Source organism: Stappia taiwanensis (assembly GCF_014635285.1).
GTDB classification, from domain to species: Bacteria; Pseudomonadota; Alphaproteobacteria; order Rhizobiales; family Stappiaceae; genus Stappia; species Stappia taiwanensis.
The window spans coordinates 1-17,370 of the sequence record NZ_BMCR01000010.1; the positions used below are offsets into that span (position 1 = coordinate 1).

A 17,370-nucleotide genomic window follows, 5' to 3' on the forward strand; every position below is an offset into this window, starting at 1 on the left:
CAGCCAGACGCCACAGCCACAGCCCCGCAAACCCACCGCGGTCACACCCGCGACCGCCGAAATCCGTCAAACAAACGTCATCGGACACCGCCAGGATTATAGATCCCTCCCGAGAGATCCGCGACAGACGGTCCGCGTCACGACCACCCCGCGGTGCCCCGTTGACCCAGGTCAACACATGACCGAGGTTTGTTCGCTATTCCCCTGTCGAGGGATGGGCCCCAGCACCGCTGATCGGCGCCCGGTTTTTCAGCGAGAGAAGAATGTCCAAGACCCACTGGCTTATATTGCTTGTCCTGTCGGCCGCGCTTGGCCTGGCGGGCTTCTTTGCCTGGCAGCATTACGCGGCGCCGGCACTCCCCGAGGGGATCGTCTCGTCCAACGGGCGGATCGAGGCGGAGCGCATCGACGTTTCCGCCAAGCTTCCGGGTCGCGTGTCCGAGGTCCTCGTCTCGGAAGGTCAATGGGTGACCGCCGGCACGCTGGTCGCGCGGCTCGACACGCTAGAAATCGACGCTCAGTTGCATCAGGCCGAAGCCATGGTCAAACAGGCCGAACAGCAAAAGCTCCAGTCCGACGCCCTTCTGAAACAGCGCGAGGCCGAACTGGAGTTCGTCAAGCTGGAGGTCACGCGGACCGAACAGCTCGCCGCCAAGGGCCATGCCACCCAGCAGCAGCTTGATCAGCTCAAGACCGCCCAGGCCAGCGCGGCCGCAGGCGTTGCCGCGGCTCAGGCGGGCATCGATCTCGGCGTCGCCACCATCGCCTCAGCCAAGGCCTCGGTGGAGCGCCTGCAAAGCATCAAGGACGACGCCTCGCTGTTCGCCCCCCGCGATGGGCGGGTTCAATATATCCTGGCGAAAGCCGGTGAAGTGGTCGGGGCCGGCGGCAAGGTGGTGACGCTGACCGACCTCACCGACATCTACATGACCATCTTCCTGCCCGCACGAAACGCCGGGCTGCTGGCGGTCGGCGCCGAAGCCCGGCTGATCCTCGACCCGATCCCGGACTACGTGGTGCCGGCACAGGTGAGCTTCGTCGCAAGCACCGCCCAGTTCACCCCCAAGTCGGTGGAAACCGCCGACGAACGCGATCAACTGATGTTTCGGGTCAAGCTGAGCATCCCGCCGTCCCTTTTGGCGAAATATCAGGAGCAGGCAAAGGCCGGGGTCGCCGGGGTTGGCTATGTCCGGCTCGATGACACGGCCCGCTGGCCGGATTGGCTTCAGGTGAAGCTGCCGCAATGACCCTCGCGCCGATCGTCCGCCTGTCATCGGTGAGCCACCGCTATGGTGCGACCTGCGCGCTCGATGACGTGACACTGGAGATCCCGGCGGGCTGCATGGCGGGGCTGATCGGCCCGGACGGTGTCGGCAAATCGACCCTGCTGGCGCTGGCGGCCGGGGTGCGCCGGCTGCAAACCGGTACGGCCACCGTTCTGGGCGGCGACATCACCACCCGCGCCCATCGGCGGTCCTGCAATCACCGGATTGCCTATATGCCGCAGGGGCTCGGCCGAAACCTCTACCCGACACTTTCGGTCTACGAGAATCTCGATTTCTTCGGCCGGTTGTTCGGCCAGCCGGAGGCCGAGCGCCGCGCCCGCATCGATGGGTTGCTGCGGGCCACCGGGCTCGACCCGTTCCCGGACCGGCCGGCCGGCAAGCTCTCCGGCGGCATGAAGCAGAAACTGTCCCTGTGCTCGGCGCTGATCCACGACCCGGACCTGGTCATCCTCGATGAACCCACCACCGGCGTCGATCCCCTGTCGCGCCAGCAGTTCTGGGACCTGATCGACCGGATCCGCGCGGAGCGCCCGGCCATGAGCGTGATCGTCGCCACCGCCTATATGGAAGAGGCGGAGCGGTTCGACTGGCTGGCGGCCATGTCCGCCGGCAAGGTCATCGCCACCGGTACCCCGCAAGAGATCCGCGACGCGGCGCACCAGCCGACGCTGGAAAAGGCCTTCATCGCCCTGCTGCCCGAGAGCGAACGCCAGGGCCACCGGGAGGTGGTGGTGCCGCCACGCATCGCCTCCGACGGCCCGCCGGCGATCGAGGCACGCGGCCTGACCTGCCGTTTCGGCGATTTCGTCGCGGTCGATCACGTCGATTTCCAGATCGGACGCGGCGAGATCTTCGGCTTCCTCGGCTCGAATGGCTGCGGCAAGACCACGACCATGAAGATGTTGACCGGCTTGCTGCCGGCCAGCGAGGGCGAGGCGCTGCTGTTTGGCGAAAAACTCGACGCAAGAGACATGCAGACCCGCCAGCGGGTCGGCTACATGTCGCAATCCTTCTCGCTTTACAGTGAATTGACCGTCCGCCAGAACCTGGAGCTGCACGCCCAGCTTTATCATCTGCCGCCGGAGCACCGCGAAACGCGGATCGCCGAGGTTCTGACCAGCTTCGACCTCACCGAGGAAGCCGATCTGCGGCCTGAAGGCCTGCCGCTTGGCATCCGCCAGCGCCTGCAACTGGCTGTCGCCGTGCTGCATGCGCCGGAGGTGCTGATTCTCGACGAGCCGACATCGGGTGTCGATCCGGTCGCACGCGACGGCTTCTGGCAACACCTGATCAAGCTGTCGCGCGAGGATGGGGTGACGATCTTCGTCTCCACCCATTTCATGAGCGAAGCGGAACGCTGCGACCGCATCTCCCTGATGCACGCCGGCAAGGTTCTGGCCATGGGCGCCCCGCAAGAGCTGACCGAGAGCAAGGGCGCGGCGACCCTTGGCGAGGCCTTCGTCGACTATCTGCGTGCGGCCGCCGACGAGGACAGCGCCGCCGGCACCGCACCCGCCGCCCCGGCGCAGCCCGCCGCAGCTGCCGCAGCCGCCGCCCCGGCGGCGGAACGGCGGTTCGATCCTGCCCGCCTGTGGGCCTTCGCCCGGCGCGAGACCACCGAGATCCTGCGCGACCGGATGCGCCTTGCCTTCGCCCTTCTCGGGCCGATCATCCTGATGCTGACTTTCGGCTACGGTATCTCCTTCGACGTGCAGGATCTGTCCTATGCGGTCTATGACCGGGACCGGACAGCGGAAAGCCGGGAGCTTCTGGAAAGCTTTTCCGGCTCCCGCTACTTCTCCGAAAAACCGGCGGCTAGCAGCGTCACCGAGCTGGATGCCCGCATGCGCAATTCCGAGCTGGTGTTCGCGGTGGAGATCCCGCCCGGCTTCGGCAAGGCGCTGGTCAGCGGCGACCGGCCGGAAGTGCGGGTCGCGGTGGATGGCGCCATGCCCTTTCGCGCGGAGACGACGCGCGGCTATCTGCAAGGGGTGGCGGGCGCCTATCTGAACGACCAGATCGAACGCCGCTACGGACGGACGGTCGACCTTTCCGCCGCCAGCGTCGAGACGCGTTTTCGCTACAACCAGTCCTTCAAGAGCGTCTTTTCCATGGTGCCTTCGGTCATCATGCTGATGCTGGTTCTGATCCCCTCGATGATGGCGGCCATGGGCGTGGTGCGGGAAAAGGAAACCGGTTCGATCGCCAATTTCCGGTCAACCCCGGTGACCCGCGCGGAATTCCTGCTGGGCAAGCAACTCCCTTACGTGGTGATCGCGCTGATCAGCTTCGCCTCGCTGGTGCTGGTCTCCTATGCGGTGTTCGGCGTGCCGATCAAGGGATCGGTCGCCGCCCTGCTTGTCGGCACTCTGTTCTACGTGCTCGCCACCACCGGGTTCGGCGTCCTGATCTCCACCTTTACCCGAACCCAGGTGGCCGCCACCTTCGCCACCGCCGTGGTAGCGATCATCCCGGCGGTCAACTTCTCCGGCCTGCTGGTGCCGGTTTCCTCGCTGGAAGGCGGCGCTCGGGTCTTCGGGCTGGCTTTCCCGGCGGTCTGGTATCAGCAGATCAGCGTCGGCACCTTCACCAAGAGCCTCGGCTTCGCGGAGCTTTGGCGGGACCACCTTGCCCTGGTCGGCTTTGCGGTGCTGTTCATCGTCATCTCCATCCTGGCCCTCAAGAAGCAGGAGGCATGACATGACCCGATGGCTCTCCAATGTCTTCCGCCTGGGCCTGAAGGAACTGCGCAGCCTGTGGGCCGATCCGGTTCTGATCCTGTTGATCGTCTATGTGTTCAGCATCGCGGTCTATTCGGTCGCGACCGGTGCCAAGCTTGAGGTCACCAACGCGGCGGTCGCCTATGTGGACCAGGACCGCTCCGCCCTGACCGGGCGGATTCTCGGCGCGATCCTGCCACCGCAATTCAAGGCCGCCGAGGAAATCGCCGCCGATGAAGTCGAACAGGCGATGGACAACGGCCGGTATGTGTTCGTGCTCTCCTTCCCGCCGAGCTTCGAAGCCGATGTGCTGGCCGGCCGCAAGCCGCAACTGCAATTGAACGTGGATGCCACGGCAATGGCCCAGGCGGGCAACGGCGCGGTCTTCCTGCAACAGATCATCCGTGCCGAGGTCGCGAAATTCGTCTCCCGCCTCGATGAAACACCAGAGCTCCCCATCGATCTGGTGGTCACCACCCGCTACAATCCGAACCTCAATTCGGTCTGGTTCTCCTCGGTGATGCAGGTGATCAACAACATCACCATCCTGTCGGTTCTGCTGACCGGCGCGGCGCTGATCCGCGAGCGCGAGCACGGCACCATCGAGCATTTGCTGGTGATGCCGGTGACGCCGTCGGAAATCATGGTCGCCAAGATCTGGGCCAACGGACTGGCGATCATCATTGCCGCCATTTTCTCGCTCTGGCTGGTGGTGCAAACCCTGCTTCAGGTGCCAATCGCCGGATCGATCCCGCTGTTCATCTTCGGCGCGGCGCTCTACCTCGTCTCCGTGACCGGGCTCGGCATCCTGCTGGCGACCTTCACCAGCTCCATGCCGCAATTCGGACTTCTGGCCCTGCCGGTGCTGGTGGTGATGAACCTTTTGTCCGGCAGCACCACGCCGATGGAAAGCATTCCGGACTGGCTGCAGTTTCTGATGCAGGCCGCGCCCTCCACCCATTTCGTCTCCTTCGCTCAGGCGATCCTCTATCGCGGCGCCGGGTGGAACACGGTGTGGCCGGACATGCTGGTGATGGCGGGGCTGAGCGGGGTTTTCTTCCTGATCGCCCTGCAGCGGTTCCGCAAGACCATGGCCACCATGCATTAGGCCAAACTCAGATGGAAAAGGCCGGTCCCGCGCAGACGAGGGACCGGCCCCCATGGATCATTTGCCGCCCAGTTTGCGCGCCAGCAGGTAGCCCGATCCCGCGCCGGTGCCCGCCCCCGGCCAGACCGCCGCCCCGGTCATGTGCAGGTTGCGGATGGGGGTCGATCCATCCGCCGCGCCGACCGCCGGGCGGAGGACGAAATGCTGCGACAGGTGATGACTGCCGCAGATCTGGTCGCCGCCGACGAGATTCGGGTTCGCAGCCTCGAACATCGGCGGGGTGACCACATGCCGGGCAAGGATCCTGTCGCGGATCCCCGGCGCATACCCGTCGAGAATATCGAGAACACGCTCGGCCATCGGCTCGGCGGCCGTCTCCCAGTCGCGCGCGGCAATCCGGCCGGCGGCATCGCCCTGGATCTCTCCCGGCACCATGCGCACCTGCAGCCAGAGCACATGCTGTCCCGCCGGCGCGCGGCTGTCGTCGAACACCGTCGGCTGGCCGGCAACGATCACCGGCTCGTCGGGCAACAGGCCGGCGCGGGCCTGCTGATAAGTGCGCGCCATCTGGTCGAGCGACGGAGCAAGATGCACATAGGCGAAGCGCCGCAACGCCTCCCCGGCCCGCCAGTCCGGCAAATCGGACAAGGCCAGATGCAGCATCATCGTCCCCGGCGCATGGGAAAACCGCGTCATCTTGCCATCGAAGGCGGGCTTGCCCGTGCCGCCGGTCAGCCGCACCAGGGCGCCCGGCGCAACGCCGGCGATCACCGCCCGCCCCGCCGCAAAGCGCCGTCCGTCCGCAAGTTCCACCCCGGATGCCTTGCCGCCCGAATGCAGGATCCGCGCAACCGGCGCGCTGCATTCGACAACGCCGCCACGGGCGCGGATCGCCGAGACCAACGCACGGGTCACCGTGTCCGCACCGCCCTTGCCGATCACCATGCCAAAGGCCTGCCCGGCCATGCCTTCCAGATAGGGGAAGACCGCACCGCCGGAAATATCCGGCGCATAATCGAGATGCATCCCCCAGGCGCCGAGCAGCGCCCGCACCTTCGGATGCTCGAAGGTCTCCTCCAGCCAGGCACGCGGCGAGGACGCCAGGAAGCGCCCGAACTCCAGACTGCCGCGCAGACCCTTCGCCCGTAAAACCTTTACGAGAAAAGATGCAAACGCATTTATCTTCATCGGCGCACCGAGGAGCCGCAGGATATGCTCGGCCTCCCCGGGAAAGGCATCGCTAAGCCTGTCCCAGGTCTGCGCGTCAGCCTCCGACAGCTCGGCGATCCGTGCCCGTGTCGCCGCCGCATCCGTCTCCACGCCCAGCCAGCCACCATCCTCGAACACCGAGGCGAAGGGCCGGTCAACCGGAACGAATTCAAGCCCGTTTCGTGCCAGCTCTTCCGCATAATCCCCGTGAAACTTCGACCCGGCGAACAGGGAGAGGTTCATCGCCGCGAAATCATGGCGGAAGCCCGGCAGGGTATAGGCACCGCTGCGCACTGCCCCGCCCGGTTCGGGCGCCTGCTCGAACACGCCGACCCGCCAGCCCCGGGCGCAAAGATGCAGCGCGCAGGCCAGCGCATTGTGCCCCGCTCCCACCAGTATGGCGTCGAATTTTCCGTCCATCAGATCCTCCCGTCGATGCTGATAGTTGCAAATGCATATATAATTGTCTAGCGTGCTCACACGTACGGCCGTTGGAGGCGGCCAGACGGTTTGACCTTGGGAGGAATCTGGAATGGACGCGAATTCGATCGTCGCCAATCTTGGCGCGCAGCTTCTGGCTGGAACGGTGAAGGTGGTGGATTGCTCGGGCACGCTCGGCCCCGACACGCCGATCCTGCAATTGCCGGAAGACTTCGCCAAGAACACGCCAAAGGTCGAGATCCACAAGATCAGCGAATATGACGAGGATGGCCCGTTCTTCGCATGGAACTGGATGGTTCTGGGCGAGCATTCGGGCACCCATTTCGACGCCCCGCATCACTGGGTGACCGGCAAGGACTATCAGGACGGCTTCACCGACACGCTGGACGTGCAGCGGCTGATCGCACCGGTCAACGTGATCGATTGCTCGAAGGAAAGCGCGGAGAACGAAGATTTCCTGCTGACCGCCGATCTGGTCAAGGCCTGGGAAGCCGAACACGGCGAGATTGGCAAGGGCGAATGGGTGGTGATGCGCACCGACTGGGACAAGCGCGCCGATGACGAGGCCAAGTTCCTCAACGCCGACGAGACCGGCCCGCACAGCCCCGGACCGACGCCCGACTGTATCGAATATCTTCTGTCGAAGGGGATCGTCGGCTGGGGCTCCCAGTGCATTGGCACCGACGCCGGCCAGGCCGGCGGCATGACCCCGCCCTTCCCGGCCCACAATCTCCTGCACCGCGACAATTGCTTCGGGCTCGCCTCGCTGGCCAATCTCGACCAGCTGCCCGCCAAGGGGGCGATCCTGATCGCCGCGCCGCTGAAGATCGCCCATGGCACCGGCAGCCCGATCCGCGCCCTGGCGCTCGTGCCGCAAGGGTAAATCCCGGTGAAGGCGGACCACGTCATTATCGGTTCCGGCATCAACGGCCTTGTCGCCGGCGCGCTGCTTGCGCGCAAGGGCGACAAGGTGGTGGTGCTCGAACGCGCCGAAGTGCCAGGTGGCTGCCTGCGCACCGGGGAAATCACCCTGCCCGGGTTCCACCATGACATCATGGCGGCAACCTTCGTCTTGTTCCTCACCTCCCCGGCCGGTGCCGAACTGGCCGAGGATCTGGAACGGCACGGGCTTACCTACTGCCACAGCGCCCACCCCACCGCGGTTCTGCGCCCCGATGGGTCGGCGTTGGTGCTGACCACCGACCGGCAGGCCAACATCGCCGCCTTCAACGCCCGCGCGGCCGGCGACGGCGACCGCCACGGCGCGGTTGTCGGCCAGATCGAGGCGGATGCCCCGTTCCTCTTTGCCCTTTTGGGCGGTCGCCTGTGGAGTTGGCCAACGCTGAAGCTGTTGTTCGGGCAGATCCGCAAGCGCGGCCTGCGCGGGCTGGCCACCTGGTTCGGTACCGCTCTGGCGCCGGCGCGCGGATGGCTGGAAAGCGACTTTGCCAGCGCCGAAATTCAGGCCCTGTGGGCGCCCTGGGTGCTGCACACCGGGCTGACGCCGGAGAGCACCTATTCCAGCCAGATGGCCAAGGTCATCGCCTTCGCCCTGGAGGCCGCCGGCGCACCGGTCGTCAAGGGCGGCGCCGGCGCGGCCGCACAGGCCTTCGTCCGGTTGATCGAAGCCCATGGCGGCGAGGTCCGCTGCGGCGTCGATGTCAGCCGCATCCTGGTGGAAAACGGACGTGCCTGCGGCGTCGAGACCGCCAGCGGCGAACGGCTGGAGGCAAAAACCGTGCTGGCCTCGGTCGCTCCCGATCAGCTCTATGGCCGGCTGCTGCCGCCGGATCCCACGGATACGTCCCCGTCCCCCGATCTGGCGTCCTCCCTGGCGCCCGACCGGGAAGCCAGCCGCCGCTTCCGACACGGCCGGGGCAATTTCCAACTTCACTACGCCCTTGATGCCGCGCCCGACTGGTGCGCCGAGGGGCTGGACGATGTCGCCCTCATTCACCTGGCCGACGGCATCGATTCGGTCTCCAAGGCCAGCAACGAGGCGGAACGCGGCCTCTTGCCCGAAACGCCGACGATCTGTGTCGGCCAGCCGCACCGGCTGGACCCGAGCCGCTGCCCCGAGGGCAAGGCGGTGCTGTGGCTGCAGGTGCCCGATGCGCCGCGCGTCATAAAGGGCGATGCCGCCGGCAAGATCACTGGGCGGGAGTGGGACGAGGCGACGCGCGAGGCCTTCGCCGACCGGCTTGAGGAGATCCTGCGCCGGCATATCCGCAACTTCGACCAGATCAAGCGCGCCCGCAAAGCCTATTCGCCCGCCGATCTGGCGGCGCTCAACATCAATCTTGTCGGCGGCGACCCTTATGGCGGCGCCTGTTCCATCGACCAGTTCTTCATCTGGCGCCCCTTCGCCCATTCGGTGAACGGCAAGACCGGCGTGAAGAACCTCATTCACATTGGCGCCTCCACCCATCCCGGACCTGGACTTGGCGGCGGATCGGGCTATCTGGCCGCGAAAGGACTGGGCGCATGACAGACCCGACGGATGATGCCGGCGGTCCCCGGGGCGAGACGCCGCGCCTTGGCGAAATCGGCCTTGGCAGCTTCGCCCCCTACCTGATGAACCGCATCATGGCGCGCTACAATGCCTCCTTGCGCGAGGATGTCGCCGAGCTCGGACTGACCACCCCGAAGATGCGCACCCTGGCGGTGCTCGCCGTGATGGACGGGCTGCTGATCCGCGAGCTTGCAGTCCACGCGGTGGTCGAGCAATCGACGCTGAGCCGGGCGCTCGACCAGCTTGCCGCCGAGGACCTGATCCGCCGCGAGACCGATGCGGCCGACAGCCGAGCCACCCGGGTCTTTCTGACCGCCGGCGGGCGCGCTGCCTTCGAGATCATGTGGCCGCATATGGCGGCGGCGCATGAACGCATGTTCCAGGGCATTGCCGACGACGAACGGCGCGCCTTCGTCGGGACCTTGCAGAAAATGCTCACCAACATTCGCAAACACGAAATCTGAGGTTTCCCATGGCCGAACGTTCCTTCAAGGCGGAAGTCGAACATCTGCGGCTTGGCGCAGGCGAAACCTTTACCGGCGAGGGCATCCTGGCGATCACCAAGGCCCTTCTGGAAAACGGCGTCGGCTATGTCGGCGGCTATCAGGGCGCGCCCATCAGCCACCTGATGGATGTTCTCGCCGATGCCGAAGAGCTCTTGACCGAACTGGGCGTGCGCTTCGAGGCCAATGCCTCGGAAGCCGCCGCCGCTGCCATGCTCGCCGCCTCCGTCCATTACCCGATCCGCGGCGCGGTGACCTTCAAGGGCTCGGTCGGCGTCAATGTCGCCTCCGACGCGCTGGCCAACCTGGCCTCGTCCGGCGTTACCGGTGGCGCGCTGGTGATCGTCGGCGAGGATTACGGCGAAGGCTCCTCCATCATGCAGGAGCGCAGCCACGCCTTCGCGATGAAATCCCAGTTCTGGCTGCTCGACCCGCGCCCCAACCTTCCCTCCATCGTCAAGGCGGTGAAGCAGGGGTTCGAACTGTCGGAAGCCTCGAACACCCCCGTGATGCTGATGGTGCGCATCCGCTCCTGCCATGTGACCGGCAGCTTCGAAACCAGGGACAACCAGCGCCCGCCGTTGACCGTGCGCGAGGCCCTGTCAGAGCCCAGGCGCGACTTCAACCGAGTGGTGCTGCCGCCCATGTCGTTTGCCCATGAACAGGACAAGGTGAACAACCGCTGGCCGGCGGCGGAGAAATTCATCATCGAGAATGGCATCAACGAGCGGTTCGGGCCGAAAGACGCGCGGGTCGGCATCGTCTGCCAGGGTGGCATGTACAATGGCGTGATCCGCGCCCTGCAACGGCTCGGCCTTGCCGATATCCTCGGCCAGACCGACGTGCCGCTCTATGTGCTCAACGCCACCTATCCGCTGGTGGAATCGGAGTTCATGGAATTCTGCCAGGGCAAGGACGCGGTGCTGGTGATCGAGGAGGGCCAGCCCGAGTTCATCGAGCAGGCCCTGTCGACCATGCTCTACCGAGCCGGCTCGAATGTGCGGTTGCACGGCAAGGACATGCTGCCGATGGCCGGCGAATACACCGGCCAGGTGATGCTGGACGGGGTCACCGCCTTCCTGCGCGCCCATGCACCGGACATGCTGCCCGGCCAGGTGCGGGCGCCGAATAAGCCCGCGCCGGCAACGCCCGATCTTTCCTCCACCGTGCCGATCCGCCCGCCCGGCTTCTGCACCGGCTGTCCGGAGCGGCCGATCTTCGCGGCGATGAAGCTGGTGGAGAAGGAACTGGGCCGGCATCAGATCAGTGCCGACATCGGCTGCCACCTGTTCGCCGCCCTTCCCCCCTTCGAAATCGGCGGCCAGACCATGGGCTATGGCCTCGGCCCGGCCTCGAACGCGGCCTTCGACGGCGGCGGCGAGAAGCGCGCCATCTCGATCATTGGCGATGGCGGGTTCTGGCACAACGGCCTGTCCACCTCCATCGGCAACATGGTGTTCAACAAGTCCGACAGCCTCGCCATCGTCGTCGACAACTACTATTCGGCGGCGACCGGCGGTCAGGACATCCCCAGTTCCCGCGCCGACAATCCGACCAAAGCGACCAACAACCCGATCACCGACGCGGTGAAGGGCATTGGCGTGAAATGGGTGCGGCAGGTCGACCGCACCTATGACGTGGCCCGGATGCGTCAGGTGATCCGCGATGCGCTGACCACCGAGGAGACGGGGCCAAAGGTCATCGTCGCCTCCTCCGAGTGCATGCTCAACCGGCAGCGCCGGGAGAAGCCGCAACGCGCCAAGGCGATCAAGGACGGCCGCCGGATCGAGGCCCCGCGTTTCGGCGTCGATGAGGATGTGTGTACCGGCGATCATGCCTGCATCCGCCTGTCGGGCTGCCCGTCGCTGTCGCTCAAGCGGCTGGACGATCCCTTGCGCGACGACCCGGTGGTCGCCATCGACCACACCTGTGTCGGCTGCGGCAACTGCGGCGAGGTCGCCGAGGCGGCGGTTCTGTGCCCCAGCTTCTACCGCGCCGATGTGGTGCACAATCCGACGGGTACCGAACGCTGGTTCGCCCGGCTGCGCACCCGCCTGATCGACTGGCTTCAGACCCGGCGCGCGAACCGCCGCCTGACTTTTGTGGAGACTGCGTGATGAGTGTCGAAACCGCCCTCGCCCCGCGCGTTGCCGATGCCCGCATGGGCCAGGTCATCAAGCTTGCAGTCCTCGCCGTTGGCGGCCAGGGCGGCGGCGTGCTCAGCGGCTGGATCGAGAAGCTGGCGCGCGCCCAAGGCTACGCCTGCCAGACCACATCCGTGGCCGGTGTCGCGCAGCGGACCGGCGCCACCATTTACTATATCGAGATGGCGCCGGTGGCTGCCGGCGAAACGCCGGTCTTCTCGCTGGCCCCGGCCTCCGGCGATGTCGATATCCTGATTGCTGCCGAGATCATGGAGGCCGGACGGGCGATCATGCGCGGCTTCGTCACCCCGGACCGCACCACGCTGATCGCCTCGACCCATCGTGTTCTCGCCGTCAGCGAAAAGATGATCCCGGGCGACGGCATCGCCGATGCCGATGAGGTGATCGCTGCCGCCGAAACGGCGGCCCAGCGCGCCGTCCTGCTCGACATGGAGCGGCTGGCGGTGGACAAGGGCTCGGTGATTTCCGCCTCGCTGTTCGGCGGGCTCGCCGGCTCCGGTGCGCTACCGTTCGCCGAGACCGCCTTCGAGGACGCCATTCGCGCCGGCGGCAAGGGGGTGGAGGCCTCCTTGCGCGCCTTCCGCGCCGCAGCCGCTGCCGCCAGGGACGGCGAACAGCCGGCTGCCCCCGCAGCCCCCGCCGCACCGGTCGCGGCGCTGGTCGGACCTCAGCGGCTGCAAAAGGACTGGGAGGCGCTGGAAGCCCAGCTCCGCAACCTGCCGGGCGCGGTTGCCGAGCTTGCCCTTCCCGGCCTGCGCAAGGTGGTCGATTTCCAGGATTTGGCCTATGGGCGCGAGTATCTCGACCGGCTTGAGCGGGTCGTTGTCACCGATGACGGGACGCACGGCTTTGCCCTGTCCCGCGAGGCGGCAAAATACATCGCCAATGCCATGGCCTATGACGATGTGGTCCGCGTGGCGGACCGCAAGACCCGGGCGGCGCGCTTCGAGCGCATCCGCCGGGAAATGTTCGTCAAGGACGACAAGGTGATGCAGCTCACCGAATTTCTGCACCCGCGCGCGGAGGAAATCGCCGGCCTGTTGCCCGCCCGCCTTGGTGCCAAAGTCGAGGCGAGCCCGAAATGGATGGCCCGGCTTGATCGCTGGTTCTCCAAGGGACGGCGCATTCGCACCGACACCATGCGCGGCTTCCTGATGCTCTACCTGATCGGGGGCTTGCGCGGCTGGCGCCGGCGCACCCATCGGCACGCGCTGGAACAGGCCCATCTGGACGACTGGCTCACCTTGGTCCTGCGCACCAGCGAAAAGGACTACCAGCTCGGCGTCGAGGTCGTGCGCACCCGGCGGCTGGTCAAGGGCTACTCGGACACGCACACGCGGGGTCTGTCCAAGTTCGACCGGGTGCTGGCGATGTTGCCGGCGCTTCAGGGGCGCGAGGATGCCGCCGACTGGCTGCGGCGCCTGCGCGAGGCCGCCCTGCTCGATGAGGAGGGCAAGGCGCTCGACGGCGCGATGCGCACGGTGGAAAGCTTCGCCGCTGCGTAAGCCGGCAGCGCGCCGACCGGAAAACAGCGAGACCCGTCGGGGGAGGCGTGAGAGGGCTTCCCCTCACGCGCCCCCTGCGTGGTTTCCGTCCGCCAGCAGCAGATGCCCATGTTCGAATTCCGCCGCGATGTCCGACGGAACTCCATCGGACACCAGCACATCAATCGCCGACCAGTCGCAAACATGGATCAGGCCGGATTTTCCGAACTTGGTCGCATCCATCAACAGGATGGTCTGATCGGCAAGCGGGATCATCGCCCGCTTGAACTCCGCCTCGAACAGATCGAAATCGAGACAGCCGCGCGCAGCGCCGACCACCACCGAGGTAACGAAATAACTCGGAGTGAACTGCGACAGGAATTCGATGGTGCCGGCACCGGTGATCGTCCGGTCCTCGGCGCGCAGTTCCCCTGCCGGCAGGATCAGACGGTGCCGGCTGTTGGCGGCCAGGAAGATCTGCGCGATCTCCAGCGAGATCGTCAGGATCGTCATCGGCTCCCGGTGCACCAGCTCGCGAGCGAGAAAACAGGTGGTGGAAGATCGTATAGATCGGGAACATCACCCGCAGCAGGAACAGGCTGAACAGCAGCCGTTCCAGCAAAAACTCCAGCCGGACGAAGGCATAGGCGGCCAGGGTGATGGTTGGGCGCGAGGCACTGGCCGATCTCGTGGCCGGCCATGGCGCGGTCGAGGAACCCTATCGGTTCAGCGCCGAGCCGGCGCAATACATGATGCACCTCTGGCAGGAGGGAACCGGGCGCGTCAGCCACGTCGTTTCCGTCGCGCCGGCGCAGTAGCGCCGTCTCCGCCTCTCCGCAGGGCTGCGGTAGGAGCCTCGCAGCGCTGGGGTCCAGACCCTAATCTGTCGGCTCGGCCCTGGCGGCGCTATTGCCTGCGGGATGTAACACCATCCGGAAGGAGAAGCTCCTACCTCCAAAGGCTAGGAGCCTACGCCATTCGAACTAAGCCAAAATGTATTCACGAAATCAGAAAATAACAAAAGGCGCAGTCAACCCATCACTTGCGCCAAAAATAAGAAAAATATAATAAAAACCATAGATACCTCAAGACATAAAACCGCAACTATAGAATAACAATCTCCGAAATAATTGAATTAATTAACAAAATGTAAACAAAAATTATTGCGATAAATTCCAATTCATGCGGAAATAATTGGAGCCAACGACCCCAAGAAATTTCCGCATGCTTTCCTCGTGTCTCATCTGCAGAGAGGGAAAGCGGGCACGTCTCGAAGCGCAGACGCCGTTCCGGCGATCTGGACGCTCGGTGATTGACTGTAACCGCGTGACATCAGGCAGCGTCCTATGAACACAGTTTTGCGTCTGCGCCCGACCGAGAAATTCCGTTGCGTGCTTTTTCCACGCGATGACAACATCACCATTCCGGACGGATGGACCAAGAGTGGCATCGATAGCGGCGACTGGCCCTTTACCATTGTCATGACGACGCCGCTGGCCGACCCGCTGATCGACCGGCTCCTCAAACGGGTCAACGATCCACTGGTCCCGTTGATCAGCCTCCTGCCGGACGATCGCGACTGGTTCGATGCCTCCGGCCCGGGCTGCTGGGAACAGGCCCTTGCGATCACCGAACGGTTGGAGAAGCTACCCGAGCAGATCCGCAATTCGGCCAATCCGGAAGACATTATCCTGGCCCGGCTGCATTCGCGCGATGCCGACATGACGGCGAGCTACAATACCACCCAGCCTGGCATGGTCAGCTATGCCGCGCTTGGCGGACGTCTCGACGCCCCGGCCGAAGCCGCCAACAAGCTGGTCCAGCGCGACTGCCTCAGCCGCAGTTTCTTCGATCGCCTGCACATCTGTCCCCAGTGTCGCGGTTCGGCGTTGAACGTGCGGGAGGAATGTCATGCCTGCCGCTCCCCGCAGATCGACGAGCAGGCGATCGTCCATCATTTCCGCTGTGGGTACGAAGGCCTCGAAAAGACCTTCAAGCGCAGCGACGGCGGCCTGCAATGCCCCCAATGCAACGACATGCTGCGTCACATCGGCCTCGACTACGACAAGCCGGGCTCGGCGATCGAATGCCAGTCCTGCAACAGCATCAACGACACGCCCGCCATCGGCTTCGTCTGCATGGGTTGCCGGGCGTGGCACGACGCGGCGCAAATGCCGGTGCGCGATTGGTTTTCCTACAAGATGACCCCGGCCGGAACACGGACCCTTCTCGCCGGCGGCGTCGGCGAACTCGCACCGCCCGACCGGTCCGACACGTTCAAGCTGATCCTGCAGCAGGCCCTTCAGCACGAAACCGCCTTCCAAACCCCCTTTCAGGTCTTGAGAGGCGTGTTCGCCGGCGATGCCGCGACCCAGACCCACAATCTGCGCCTTGCCAGCCGGACCGAAGACCTGGTCATGGACGTTCTGCGCAGCGCTCTGCGGCCGGTCGACACCGTGACCCGCCACGACAATGGCGTTCTCATCCTGCTGCCGCATATGGACAGGGAGGGCATCGAACCGGTCATCGCCGAAATCGAACAGCGCATGTCCGAAGTGGTGCGCACCGATCCCGGCCTGCGCCTCGACATTCTCTCCCGGCGCGAAGCGGAACAATTGCTGGAGGAGTTGTGATGGACGCGCTCCACGGTCCCGCCGATGTCCTTGGCGCCCTGGACTGGCACACCAGCCTGGCGATGTTCTGGTTCATGGTGCTCCTGGAAATTCCCCGCTTCACCTTCGCCTTCCTTGTGGTCGCCGGGCAGAAGCTGGCGCAGGCGCTGCGCCCTGGTTCCGGACAATCCATGGCGGATGAATTGCTGCTTGAAAGCCTGAAGGTGAGCATCGTCGTCGCCGGTCACAACGAAGCCCATGCCATGCGTGCCTGCATCCGCTCGCTGCGCGAGCAGACCCGGCGGATCGACGAAATCATCTGCGTCGACGACGGATCGACGGACGGCATGCGAGAGGTTCTGGCGCAGCTCCGCGCCGAGGGGCTGATCGACATCGCCCTTTGCAATCAGGACCGCTGCGGCAAGGTCGCTGGCGCGAACCTGGGCATGATGCTCGCCTCCGGCGACATCATCGTCAATCTGGACGCGGATTGCTCCTATGACCGCGATGCCATCGAGCTCTTGATCGCGCCCTTTGTCGATCCGAACGTCGGGGCGACCTGCGGCAGCATCGGCATTCGCAACCATACTGCCTCGGTCGTCGCCTCCTACCAGGCAATCGAGTACATCATCAGCATCGGCCTTGGGAAACGGGTGCAGGAGTTTCTCAACATCGTCACCTGCGCATCCGGCGCCTTTGGCGCGTTTCGCCGCGAATGCTTCCACCAGATCGGCGGCAACGAACCGGCGTCCGGCGAAGACTTCGACATGACCATGCGCATTCGCCGGGCCGGCTGGTCCGTGCGCTTCGTCGCCGACGCCTGGTGTTTTACCGACGCCCTTCCCACGTTCGGCGGCCTCGTGCGGCAACGCCGGCGCTGGGACCGCGACACGGTACGCATCCGCCTGCGCAAGTTCCGCAGTTCCTTCCTGCCAACCAAGGGGAGTTGGAGATCGCTGGAGACCGTCGAGCAGCTCGAGTTCATCATCATGACCCTGCTGCCGACGCTCGTCTTCCCGCTTTATCTCGGCGGCATGTTGCTCTTCCTCGGCTCCGGCCTGTTTTTCATCATCGGCGCCGTGGCGCTCGTCTACATTTTCCTGGAACTTTGCGCCTTCCTGCTCGCGGTCTTCATCTCTGGCCGCTTCCCGGCAAGGACGGTGCTCGAACTGCTCCCCTTCCTCCTGACCAGCGGCCTCTTCAACGGCGGTGTGATGCGGCTGGTCCGGCTCTACGCCTATTTCGAGGAATGGGTGTTCCGCACCTCGAAGGACGATCGCTATTCGCCAAGCCGCGTCCAGCGCATCGCCGCAATCTATTGAGGCCATGT

Annotated in this window: 13 protein-coding genes; 11 read left to right on the top strand and 2 right to left on the bottom strand. The window is 65.2% G+C overall.

Annotated elements, in window-relative coordinates; all coding sequences use genetic code 11:
• Window positions 1-263 precede the first annotated feature (263 nt).
• From IEV83_RS18130 to IEV83_RS18140, 3 genes are read left to right on the top strand one after another with little or no spacing between them, the layout of a single operon-like run.
• The gene (locus IEV83_RS18130) at window positions 264-1,247 is read left to right on the top strand and encodes an HlyD family secretion protein (protein ID WP_181760622.1); all 984 of its coding nucleotides are present in this window, start codon (window positions 264-266) and stop codon (window positions 1,245-1,247) included.
• Window positions 1,244-3,985, top strand: a complete 2,742-nt coding sequence (gene rbbA / locus IEV83_RS18135) for a ribosome-associated ATPase/putative transporter RbbA (RefSeq protein WP_181760623.1) — start codon at window positions 1,244-1,246, stop codon at window positions 3,983-3,985. The genes IEV83_RS18130 and rbbA overlap by 4 nt, the downstream gene beginning before the upstream one ends.
• Window position 3,986: 1 nt before the next feature.
• Window positions 3,987-5,114, top strand: a complete 1,128-nt coding sequence (locus IEV83_RS18140; RefSeq protein ID WP_181760624.1) for an ABC transporter permease — start codon at window positions 3,987-3,989, stop codon at window positions 5,112-5,114.
• 57 nt (window positions 5,115-5,171) lie between these two features.
• Here the strand turns inward: IEV83_RS18140 and IEV83_RS18145 are convergent, their stop codons facing one another.
• Window positions 5,172-6,743, bottom strand: a complete 1,572-nt coding sequence (locus IEV83_RS18145; protein WP_181760625.1) for a phytoene desaturase family protein — start codon at window positions 6,741-6,743, stop codon at window positions 5,172-5,174.
• Between the two features lie 112 nt (window positions 6,744-6,855).
• On the opposite strand from IEV83_RS18145, the gene IEV83_RS18150 reads away from it, so the two are divergent.
• From IEV83_RS18150 to IEV83_RS18170, 5 genes are read left to right on the top strand one after another with little or no spacing between them, the layout of a single operon-like run.
• On the top strand, window positions 6,856-7,647 hold the full coding sequence (locus IEV83_RS18150; RefSeq protein WP_181760626.1) for a cyclase family protein: 792 nt from the start codon (window positions 6,856-6,858) through the stop codon (window positions 7,645-7,647).
• A 6-nt stretch (window positions 7,648-7,653) separates the two neighbouring features.
• On the top strand, window positions 7,654-9,252 hold the full coding sequence (locus IEV83_RS18155; RefSeq protein WP_181760627.1) for a phytoene desaturase family protein: 1,599 nt from the start codon (window positions 7,654-7,656) through the stop codon (window positions 9,250-9,252).
• Window positions 9,249-9,740, top strand: coding sequence for a MarR family winged helix-turn-helix transcriptional regulator (locus tag IEV83_RS18160; protein ID WP_181760628.1), 492 nt, complete (start codon window positions 9,249-9,251; stop codon window positions 9,738-9,740). The genes IEV83_RS18155 and IEV83_RS18160 overlap by 4 nt, the downstream gene beginning before the upstream one ends.
• An 8-nt stretch (window positions 9,741-9,748) precedes the next feature.
• The gene (locus tag IEV83_RS18165; protein ID WP_181760629.1) at window positions 9,749-11,896 is read left to right on the top strand and encodes a thiamine pyrophosphate-dependent enzyme; all 2,148 of its coding nucleotides are present in this window, start codon (window positions 9,749-9,751) and stop codon (window positions 11,894-11,896) included.
• Window positions 11,896-13,449, top strand: a complete 1,554-nt coding sequence (locus tag IEV83_RS18170) for an indolepyruvate oxidoreductase subunit beta family protein (RefSeq protein WP_181760630.1) — start codon at window positions 11,896-11,898, stop codon at window positions 13,447-13,449. Before IEV83_RS18165 ends, IEV83_RS18170 begins: the two co-directional genes overlap by 1 nt.
• Before the next feature lie 63 nt (window positions 13,450-13,512).
• On the opposite strand, the gene IEV83_RS18175 is transcribed toward IEV83_RS18170, so the two are convergent.
• Window positions 13,513-13,995 (bottom strand): DeoR/GlpR family DNA-binding transcription regulator, encoded by a 483-nt coding sequence (locus tag IEV83_RS18175; RefSeq protein WP_280514008.1) that lies wholly within the window; start codon window positions 13,993-13,995, stop codon window positions 13,513-13,515.
• An 89-nt stretch (window positions 13,996-14,084) separates the two neighbouring features.
• Between IEV83_RS18175 and IEV83_RS18180 the strand changes: the two genes are divergently transcribed.
• From IEV83_RS18180 to IEV83_RS18190, 3 genes are all read left to right on the top strand, one after another.
• A complete protein-coding gene (locus IEV83_RS18180; RefSeq protein WP_181760632.1) occupies window positions 14,085-14,246 on the top strand; it encodes a hypothetical protein in 162 nt (53 codons plus the stop codon).
• A gap of 573 nt (window positions 14,247-14,819) precedes the next feature.
• Window positions 14,820-16,061, top strand: a complete 1,242-nt coding sequence (locus IEV83_RS18185; protein WP_181760633.1) for a TackOD1 domain-containing metal-binding protein — start codon at window positions 14,820-14,822, stop codon at window positions 16,059-16,061.
• A complete protein-coding gene (locus IEV83_RS18190) occupies window positions 16,061-17,362 on the top strand; it encodes a glycosyltransferase family 2 protein (protein ID WP_181760634.1) in 1,302 nt (433 codons plus the stop codon). Before IEV83_RS18185 ends, IEV83_RS18190 begins: the two co-directional genes overlap by 1 nt.
• Window positions 17,363-17,370: the final 8 nt, after the last annotated feature.